This window comes from Clostridium senegalense JC122 (assembly GCF_000285575.1).
Taxonomy (GTDB): domain Bacteria; phylum Bacillota; class Clostridia; order Clostridiales; family Clostridiaceae; genus Clostridium_J; species Clostridium_J senegalense.
The window spans coordinates 1266453-1277149 of the sequence record NZ_HE611050.1 but is presented as its reverse complement, the minus strand read 5'-3'; the positions used below and the strand labels follow the sequence as shown (position 1 = coordinate 1277149).

Below are 10697 nucleotides of genomic sequence, written 5' to 3'. Positions count from 1 at the left end.
GGGGTTATAAGTTCTATGTAAATGGTGAACTTATTAAAGTATCAGATTATCCAACACCTGTAGGACCAGAAGTAAATGGATATGACTTCTCAGTAGATGTTAAAGATGTTAAAAATGGGGACTTTATATTACTAAAAGCTGTAGATAGTAATGGAAATGAAACAGAATTAAAATTACAAGTAGTTAGATAATAAAAAGAGCCCTTAGGGGCTTTTTTTAGTGGAAAGAGTTAAAAAAATTGGTAATGGACAATTGGTTTAAAAATTGACAATGGACAATTGGTTTAAAAATTGACAATGGACAAAGGACAATTGACAATGTTGGTTGAAACTGGACTACCAGTTTCTTTAGAATTTAAGGGAGTAAATTCTAAATTTAAGAAATTAAATTAAGTTATATTCAAAGTTCACAGCCATAACAAGTAAGGACAGGTTCACTTAGGTTGTAGCACCATAAAAAACTTTAGTACTCAATAAAATAGGCTGGATAAAATAAATTACCGAGCAAAGAACCAGTACTTGAGCTGCAAAGCAGCGTATCTATTAGGTACTGGTTTTTTACTTATCTTATTATGGGAATACAGCAATTGTGGAATCTACAGTTTAAACGAAGAAAATAGCCCAAAATGAACCTGTCCCACTTGTGATGGAGTATAAATTTAGAAAAATTGCTTATTCAGGTGTTCGGGACTGGCTTCGATTTATTAGTAGAAAAATATAAAACTAGAAGAGTATCAAGTGTTAACAAAGAAAGTAGACCTTACGTGCCTGTCCCATTTGTAATGGAGTCAACACTAGGGGCAATTGCTTGTTTGAAAATTTCACTAAAACCCAAATAGGGGTACTGGTTCTTCACTTATTTTATTATGGGAATACAGCAATTGTGGAATCTATAGTTTAAACGAAGAAAATAGATACAAACGAACCTGTCCCTCTTGTGATGGCATAAAAATCTTGGATAATTACTTATTTAGAAGTTTTATTTTTGTAGATTTAAAGGTACGTTTAGTATTAGTATGAACGAAGTGAGTAGTAATACATACAAATCTAAGTTAGTGTTTTTAATTTTATATCAAAATATTAACTAAACAAATAAAGTAATGTAAAAAATAATGGTATTATAGTAAAATATAATTATGTGTAAAAAAATACTGTACCTACAATTGATAAAGTAGGAATTTAAATATATATAAATTAGCATTACTATAGTAAAGGAGAAAAAACAATGATAGTTTTAAGTTGTAATAAAATTCATAAGAGTTTTGGAATAGATGTTATTTTAAAAGACATTACTTTTAGTATTAATGAAGGAGAAAAGATAGGACTTATAGGTGCTAACGGAGCAGGTAAGTCTACGTTGTTTAAAATACTAACTTCACAGATAGAATACGATAGTGGAGAGCTTTTTATAGATAAAAGCAAAAAGGTGGGGTATTTATCTCAGAATCTATCATTAGAGTCAGACAATACTATATATGGTGAACTACTATTAGTCTTTGAAGAACTTTTAAATATGGAAAGAAAAATGAAGACATTAGAAGAAAAGATGAATGAACCATATGATGAAGCTAAAGCTGACTATCACAATAAGTTAATAAAGGATTATACAACCTTAACAGAGTTATATCAACATAGAGGTGGATATACTTATAAAGGTGAGATAAGCAGAGTTTTGAAAGGATTAGGATTTTTTGAAGAAGATTTTGAAAAGCCAATAAGTATATTAAGTGGTGGCCAAAAGACTAGAGTAGCCCTTTGTAAGCTTTTACTTAGAAAACCAGAAATATTGCTTTTAGATGAGCCAACAAATCATTTGGATTTAGATGCTATAGAATGGTTAGAGGAATATTTAAAGAGCTACAAGGGTAGCATTATTATAATTTCCCATGATAGATTTTTCTTAGATGCAGTTACTAATAAAACTATAGAAATATCATATGGTATGGCTGAAATATATAATGGTAATTATACAGCATTTATTGATTTGAAAAAGAAAAATTACGAAGTGGCATTAAAGGCATTTAGTTTACAACAAGCAGAAATTAAAAGACAAGAAGAGATAATTCAAAAGTATAAGTCTTTTAACCGTGAAAAAAGCATTAAGGCAGCAGAAAGTAGACAAAAAGCGTTAGATAAAATTGAAAGAATAGAAGCACCACATAAAGACCAAAAGGCATCTAGAATTAATTTTGAAACTAGAATAAAGAGTGGAAATGATGTTTTATATGTTGAAGAATTAAGTAAAAGTTATGGGGAAAAAGTATTATTTACAGGCGTTAATATGGATATAAAAAGAGAAAATAAAATTGCGCTTATAGGTGAAAATGGTAGAGGAAAAACTACATTATTTAAAATAATTATGGATGAAATACAACCAGATAGTGGAACTAAAGTATTGGGTAAAAATGTAAACATAGGTTATTACGATCAGGAACAATCTAATTTAAATTTGAATAAAACAATAATAGATGAGGTTTGGGATGATTTTCCAGAATTAACCACCACGGAAATAAGAACATATCTTGCAGCATTTCTATTTAGAGGTGATGATGTGTTTAAAAAAATTGAAAAGTTGAGTGGCGGAGAAAAATGTAGAATAAATCTTCTAAAACTTATGTTATCTCAAAATAATTTTTTACTTCTAGATGAGCCTACAAACCATTTAGATATAGTTTCAAGAGAAGCTTTAGAGGATGCTATATTATCTTATGATGGAACAGTACTTGTAATATCTCACGATAGATATTTCTTAAATAAAGTGGTAGGTAAAATTTTTGAACTAAATGAAGATGGAATAAAAGAATATTTAGGAAATTATTCTTATTATATAGAGAAGAAAAACAACCCTTTAAGATTTGAACAAGAAGAACAAAGTAGTGGGATTACGAAAACTCAAATAAAATTAGATAAGAAGAAAAAAAGGGAAGAAGAGAAAAAACAAAGAGAAATTCAAAAGTATTTAAAAAATCTTGAAGAAAAAATAGCAACAACAGAAAGTGAAATAGAAAAGCTTCAAGAATTGCTTTGTAAAGAAGAAATATATTCTAATCCAGAAAAAAGTGTAGAGGTAAATGAATTATTAGGTGAAAAGGAAGAATTACTATCTAACTTATATGAAGAATGGGAAGAGAATTTATAAGAATTTAAGAAGAAACTGGATTAGTCCAGTTTCTTTTAACTTTAAATTAATACAAATTATTTATATAAAAATATACTTAAATTTATAAATTATATAATAAATAGGTAATATAACAACTATTTGCTATACTTATAGTAATACTAAAAGTTTTTTTATATGTTAAAAACAATAATGTTTATATTTCTTCTAATTTGTATAAAAAAATAAAAATTTATTATCTAATTAATGATGTAATGAACAATTTAAATAAATGTATAAATAAATGAAAAATAGGTATAGTTAAGGTATATTTGTATTTAGAAACATATATTTATAGTACATGTTTCATTTGTTTTGAAATTAAAATTTTACACATATAAATTAGTTTAATAAATAACAAAAAAATTAAGATTTATATATAAATGTTTAAATTTATTGAAAAAACAAGGTGAATATTAAGAAAATAGAGAAAAGAATGAAACAATTTTGAAAATATATATAAACAAATTTCAAGTAATATGGTAAAATATAAACGATATTTTATTAATTATAGTCTTTCTATATAAATTCTTAGATTTAATTATATTTAAATTATATGTATTATTAAATATGTATACGATAATTTTGAAATGAAACTTACAATTGAAAAATAAAAAATATTATTTTACATAATATATGAATAAAGTAACTCTGTAATTCTGTAAAATAAATTTTAGTTGAGGAATAATTGAGTTAGAATATTTATAAAAATTCAGAGTTAAGCTTATTAATAAAATATAGAAATATAGAAAAGTTTTAATTTATATATTTTTTAGATTTTAGATATTATCAAGTGTATGCTTACTTGAAAAGTGTCCAAAATTTTCAATGAATAATTTAAAAGGTTATTTTGGAATCCTATAAGTAGGTTTCTAAAGTTTAAAATGTATAAATAAAAATGTTATTTTGAAACCTATAGTTAGATTTAGTTATTATAAATTCAATTTAAAAATAAAAAGGAAAAAGTCTTTGTGATTAGGTACAAAGATTTGAAATAATCATATATGATTATTTTTTAGATTTACCTTTTAAAAATATATTTTTGGAGGTGTTTTTTTTGGATAGAAAGAAAAATATATCAATGGCAGTTATAAAGAGAATTCCTAAATATTATAGATATTTAAAAGAACTTGCAGAAAATGATGTGGATAGAATATCATCTAATGAATTAAGTGAAAAGATAGGCTTTACAGCTTCACAAATAAGACAAGATTTAAATTGTTTTGGCGATTTTGGTCAACAAGGATATGGATATAATGTAAAAGAATTATTAGCTCAAATATCTTCGATTTTAGGATTAGATAAAGAGTACAATACAATAATTATAGGTGCAGGTAATATCGGGCAAGCTATAGCAAATTATACTTATTTTCAAAGAATGTCCTTTGATTTAAAGGCAATATTTGATATAAATCCTAAACTTATTGGCTTAAGAATAAGAGATGTATCTATAGAAGATATAGATAATTTAGAAAGCTTTATTAAAAATAATGAAGTAGATATTGCAATAATTTGTGTGCCAAAAGAAAGGGCACAAGGAGTTTGCGATATTATAACATCATCAGGAATTAAAGCTATATGGAATTTTGCGCCAGTAGATTTAAAAGTTCCAAGTGATGTAATAGTAGAAAATGTTCATTTAAGCGAAAGTTTAATGACTTTAAGTTATTTACTAAATGAAAGTAAATTAACTGAATAGCTTTTGTGAAAAGGTCATCAAAAATAGAAAATAAAATTGAGATGATCTTTTTCACTTTTTTGTAGAAAAAAAGAGATTTAAGGATAAAAAACAGAAGTAAATATTTTGTTAACAAATACACAAAATGTTTAAAAAAATGAAAGAATTTTAATACATAATAAAAAAAATAAATCATACATTATTTAGTGAGATGTAAAGAAAATAGGGTTTTATGAAACTTTTCTATACTAATCTTAGTTAAAGAATATAGTGACAAAACCTGTAGGGCCTTTACATTGTTAAATAAAAACATAAATTGTTTTAATTTTACAAACAAATGAAATTACTAAAATTAATAATTAATTAAAATAATTCAGAAAAAATCATCAACTTATGTTGCAAATATATACCAGTGAGGATATAATAGTAATTGAAGTTGATGGACTTCAATTATTATTTTTAGTAAAAATTGTGAATTATATAACAATTTGTGGGAAAATATTCATGGGGGACAGCATTATGGAATTTAAAAATATTATCCTTGAAAAGGATGGAAACATAGGTATTGTAAAATTTAATAGACCTAAGGCATTGAATGCTTTAAATTCAGAAACTTTAAAAGAGTTGGACAATGTCATTGATTTAATTGAAAAAGACAATGAGATTTATGCTGTTATTTTAACTGGGGAAGGTAAAGCTTTTATTGCAGGAGCTGATATTTCAGAAATGGAAGGATTGAATGCATTAGAAGGAAGAGCCTTTGGAATACTTGGAAACAAAGTTTTCAGAAGATTAGAAACTTTGGACAAACCTGTTATTGCTGCTATTAACGGTTTTGCTCTAGGTGGAGGTTGCGAACTTTCTATGGCTTGTGATATTAGAATCGCATCAGCAAAAGCTAAGTTTGGACAACCAGAAGTTGGACTTGGAATAACACCAGGTTTTGGTGGAACACAACGATTAGCTAGACTTGTGGGAGAGTGTAAAGCTAAAGAGTTGATATTCACAGCTAACATAATAAAAGCAGAAGAAGCATTTAATATAGGCCTTATAAATAAGGTTGTAGAACCAGAAGTTTTAATGGAAGAAGCTATGAATATGGCAAAACAAATATGCAATAATGCACCAGTTGCAGTTAAACTTTGTAAGGAAGCAATAAACAAAGGTATGCAGATGGACATTGATAGTGCGTTAAATTATGAATCAGAAGCTTTTGGTATGTGTTTTAGTACTTATGACCAAAAAGAAGGTATGAAAGCGTTTTTAGAGAAAAGGGATAAAAACTTTAAAAATATGTAATCCTTTAACTCATTTTAATACGTAATTGTAATGGAAAATCAAGTTTGAAATTTAAAAAAATAAGAAAATTAGCCTTTTAAAAATTAAATAGGAGGAATGGGGAGTATGAATTTTTCATTAACTAAGGAACAAGAATTTGTAAGACAAATGGTAAGGGAGTTTGCAGAAACAGATGTAAAACCTATTGCCGCTGAAATAGATATAACAGAAGAATTTCCAATGGAAAATGTAAAGAAAATGGCAAGATACAATATGATGGGTATTCCATTTTCAACTGAATTTGGAGGAGCAGGTGGAAACAACGTTTCTTATGCTATGGCTGTTGAAGAATTATCAAGAGTTTGTGGTACAACAGGCGTTATTTTATCAGCACACACTTCATTATGTGCATCTCCAATAGATATGTTCGGAAATCAAGAACAAAAAGAAAAATACTTAACACCACTTGCAAAAGGTGAAAAAATAGGAGCATTTGGTTTAACTGAACCTAACGCAGGAACAGATGCATCAGGACAACAAACAACTGCTGTTTTAGATGGAGATAACTATATATTAAATGGTTCTAAAATATTCATAACTAACGGTGGAGTTGCAGATGTATTTATAGTATTTGCTATGACAGATAAATCTAAAGGAACAAGAGGAATTTCAGCATTTATAGTTGAAAAAGGTTTTAAAGGATTTTCAATAGGAAAAGTTGAAGAAAAATTAGGTATAAGAGCTTCTTCAACAACAGAATTAGTATTTGAAGATTGTATAGTTCCAAAAGAAAACTTACTTGGAAAAGAAGGACAAGGTTTCAAAATCGCAATGAAAACATTGGATGGAGGAAGAATTGGTATAGCTGCTCAAGCTTTAGGAATTGCACAAGGTGCTTTAGATGAAGCTGTAGCTTACATGAAAGAAAGAAAACAATTCGGAAGATCATTATCTAAATTCCAAGGTCTTCAATGGATGATAGCAGATATGGATGTTCAAGTAGAAGCTGCTAGACAATTAGTTTATAAAGCTGCTTACAACAAAGATAATAAGCTACCATATACAGTAGAAGCTGCAAGAGCTAAATTATTTGCTGCTAATACAGCTATGGATGTTACAACTAAAGCTGTTCAAATCTTTGGTGGATACGGATATACTAAAGATTATCCTGTAGAAAGAATGATGAGAGATGCTAAAATAACTGAAATATATGAAGGTACTTCTCAAGTTCAAAAAATGGTTATTGCAGGAAGTCTTTTAAAATAGGGGGTAATTAACGATGAAAATAGTTGTTTGTATAAAACAAGTTCCAGATACAACTGAAGTTAGAATAGATCCAAAAACAGGAACTCTAATAAGAGATGGTGTTCCTTCAATAATAAATCCAGATGATAAAAGTGCATTAGAAGAAGCATTAAGATTAAAAGATTCACATGGTGCTCATGTAACTGTTGTTACAATGGGACCTCCACAAGCTCAAAAAGCTTTAGAAGAAGCTTTAGCAATGGGAGCTGATGAAGCAATATTAGTAACAGACAGAGCTTTCGCTGGTGCTGATACTTTAGCTACATCACATGCATTAGCTGGAGTAATCAAAAAATTAGAATATGATGTAATATTTGCTGGAAGACAAGCAATCGATGGAGATACTGCACAAGTTGGACCTGAAATTGCAGAACATTTAAACTTACCACAAATAACATATGTTGAAGAAGTTGACGTTTTAGAAGACGGATTAAAAGTTAGAAGAGCTTGGGAAGATGGATATGAATATATCAAAGTTAAAACACCAGTTCTATTAACTGCAATAGAAACTTTAAATGAACCAAGATATATGAATATAAGAAATATATTCGAATTAGGAAATAAAGAAATAAAAGTATGGACTGCTAAAGATATAGATGTAGATGTAGCCCTTCTAGGATTAAAAGGTTCACCTACAAAGGTTAAAAAATCTTGGGCTAAAGAAGCTAAAGGACAAGGTGAAATATTTACAGTTTCACCAAAAGAAGCAGCTTCAATTGCAATAGGTAAACTAAAAGAGAAACACTTAATTTAGTAGGAAAAATAGGAGGGGTAGAACCATGAATATAGCAGATTACAAAGGTGTTTGGGTATTTGCAGAGCAAAGAGACGGAGAATTACAAAAAGTTTCATTAGAACTTTTAGGAAAAGGTAGAGAAATAGCTGACAAATTAGGAGTTGAACTTACAGCTTTATTAATAGGACATAATGTTGAAGGTATGGCTAAAGAATTAACTGCTTACGGCGCAGATAAAGTTTTATTAGCTGATAAAGAAGAACTTGCACATTATACTACTGATGGATATGCAAAAGTTATAACTGATTTAGCTAATAGTCATAAACCAGAAGTAATATTCATAGGAGCAACATTTATAGGAAGAGACTTAGGTCCAAGAGTTGCTGCTAGATTATCAACAGGATTAACTGCTGACTGTACAGCACTTGATATAGATCCTGAAAACAAAAACTTATTAATGACTAGACCTGCATTTGGTGGTAACTTAATGGCTACTATCATGTGTGGAGACAATAGACCACAAATGTCTACTGTTAGACCTGGAGTTTTCGAAAAACTTGAAAAAGATTCAAACAAAGAAGTTAAAATAGAAAAAGCTGTTTTTGAATTAGAAAAATCTGATATCAGAACTCAAGTTTTAGAAGTTAAAAAAATATTAAAAGAAGTAGCTGACATAATCGAAGCTGATATATTAGTATCTGGTGGTAGAGGAGTAGGCTGCAAAGAAAACTTTGATATATTAAAAGAACTTGCTGATGAAATCGGCGGAACTTTATCAGGATCAAGAGCAGCTGTTGATAATGGCTGGATAGATAAAGCACTACAAGTTGGACAAACTGGTAAAACAGTAAGACCTCAAATATATATAGCTTGTGGTATATCTGGAGCTATCCAACATTTAGCTGGAATGCAAGACAGTAACTATATAATAGCAATCAATAAAGATGCTGATGCACCAATAATGCAAGTTGCTGACGTTGGATTAGTTGGAGACTATCAAAAAATTGTTCCAGAATTAGTTCAACAATTAAAAGCTATGAAATAATAAGTGGTTAATATAACACTTTTATAATAACCAAATAAGATGTGAATTTAGGAATTATTCCTAAATTCCATCTTTAAAAATTAAACATATGAAAAACATAGGGAAAGAAACTTTGATTTAAATTTATCTAATGAATTTAAAATGTAAAAACATATATAACTTTTATAAATTAGTTAAAAGTAAGGAATAAACATTAGGTGATATATACAATTCTTATAAAGAGTTGTAATAATATTTTCAAAAGATTATATAAATAGTAATGAACATGGTAGTTAATAATAGATAATTAATAAGTTAATAATACAAAAATTATTTAAAAAGTATCAAAAATTTTATTTTTGATTATCGATTATTAATTATCATTAAATTTTATCTATGATAGTTAAAAATAATACAAACTTAAAAAAATAAGGTTTAAGTTAGTTGTTTTATATATCGGGCACTTATAAGCTATTGGATTTTTAAGTGGGTCATATATTTAAACAGCTTCAACTAAAAATTGGGGGGTTTTGTTATGAAAAAAATATGTATAATCGGTGCCGGAACTATGGGAGCTGGAATAGCTCAAGTACTTGCTACAAAAGGTTATGAAGTTACAATGCTTGTAAGAAATATGGATAAATTCCAAAATGTAAATTTAGCAGGTATAAATAAAACTTTAACTAAATTAGTAACTAAAGGTAAAATTACAGAAGACGTAAAAGGTGAAATTTTAGGAAGAATCAACGGAACATTAGATATGAATGATGTTAAAGATGTTGATTTAATTATTGAAGCAATAGCTGAAAATATGGAAACAAAAAGACATTATTTCAGTAAACTAGATGAAATCTGTAAACCAGAAACAATATTTGCTACAAATACTTCTTCACTTTCAATAACAGAAGTAGCTAGCTGCACAAATAGACCAGATAGAGTTATAGGAATGCACTTCTTTAACCCAGCAGCTATAATGAAATTAGTTGAAATTATAAGAGGTATGGCTACTTCAGATGAAACATTTAGCGCAGTTAAAGAATTAACACAAAGTATAGGAAAAGACCCTGTAGAAGTAAAAGAAGGTCCAGGATTCGTAGTAAATAGAATATTAATCCCAATGATAAATGAAGCAGTTGGAATATTAGATCAAGGTATAGCAACTGTAGAAGATATAGACAAAGCAATGATGCTTGGAGCAAACCATCCAATGGGACCTTTAGCATTAGGTGACTTAATAGGACTTGATATATGTCTTGCAATAATGGAAGTTATGTATAAAGAAACTGGAGACTCTAAATACAGAGCAAACAGTTTATTAAGAAAATATGTTAGAGCTGGATACCTTGGAAGAAAAACTAAAAAAGGTTTCTATGATTATCACAAATAAAATTGATATAAATATAAAGAACTTGAGAACACCTCAAGTTCTTTTTTTTGTGTAAAAATGTTCATTGTAAATATGGTTAAGGGCAATTAATTAGGAATTGATAATGGACAATTGACATTTGACAATGGTGGAC

Annotated in this window: 9 protein-coding genes; all 9 read left to right on the top strand. The window is 28.2% G+C overall.

The window, feature by feature from the left end; translation table 11 throughout:
• Positions 1–191: hypothetical protein (locus tag CSGHG_RS23575; RefSeq protein ID WP_010293627.1), on the top strand; the 191-nt coding region annotated here is incomplete at its 5' end.
• Between the two features lie 488 nt (positions 192–679).
• Positions 680–838 (top strand): hypothetical protein, encoded by a 159-nt coding sequence (locus tag CSGHG_RS23100; protein ID WP_155844738.1) that lies wholly within the window; start codon positions 680–682, stop codon positions 836–838.
• A gap of 386 nt (positions 839–1224) precedes the next feature.
• Entirely contained in the window at positions 1225–3138 is a 1914-nt protein-coding gene (gene abc-f, locus CSGHG_RS06630; RefSeq protein ID WP_010293626.1) for a ribosomal protection-like ABC-F family protein, read from the top strand.
• 1075 nt (positions 3139–4213) lie between these two features.
• The gene (locus CSGHG_RS06625) at positions 4214–4855 is read left to right on the top strand and encodes a redox-sensing transcriptional repressor Rex (protein ID WP_010293624.1); all 642 of its coding nucleotides are present in this window, start codon (positions 4214–4216) and stop codon (positions 4853–4855) included.
• 498 nt (positions 4856–5353) lie between these two features.
• Positions 5354–6133 carry a short-chain-enoyl-CoA hydratase gene (locus CSGHG_RS06620; protein ID WP_010293623.1) on the top strand — a complete coding sequence of 260 codons (780 nt, stop codon included), beginning with the start codon at positions 5354–5356 and terminating at the stop codon, positions 6131–6133.
• Positions 6134–6238: 105 nt separating this feature from the next.
• Positions 6239–7378: an acyl-CoA dehydrogenase gene (locus CSGHG_RS06615; RefSeq protein WP_010293622.1), complete on the top strand. Its 1140-nt coding sequence runs from the start codon at positions 6239–6241 to the stop codon at positions 7376–7378.
• A 13-nt stretch (positions 7379–7391) separates the two neighbouring features.
• Positions 7392–8171, top strand: coding sequence for an electron transfer flavoprotein subunit beta/FixA family protein (locus CSGHG_RS06610; protein ID WP_010293621.1), 780 nt, complete (start codon positions 7392–7394; stop codon positions 8169–8171).
• 25 nt (positions 8172–8196) lie between these two features.
• Positions 8197–9198: an electron transfer flavoprotein subunit alpha/FixB family protein gene (locus CSGHG_RS06605; RefSeq protein WP_010293620.1), complete on the top strand. Its 1002-nt coding sequence runs from the start codon at positions 8197–8199 to the stop codon at positions 9196–9198.
• 514 nt (positions 9199–9712) lie between these two features.
• On the top strand, positions 9713–10564 hold the full coding sequence (locus tag CSGHG_RS06600; RefSeq protein WP_010293619.1) for a 3-hydroxybutyryl-CoA dehydrogenase: 852 nt from the start codon (positions 9713–9715) through the stop codon (positions 10562–10564).
• The last annotated feature ends 133 nt before the right edge of the window (positions 10565–10697 follow it).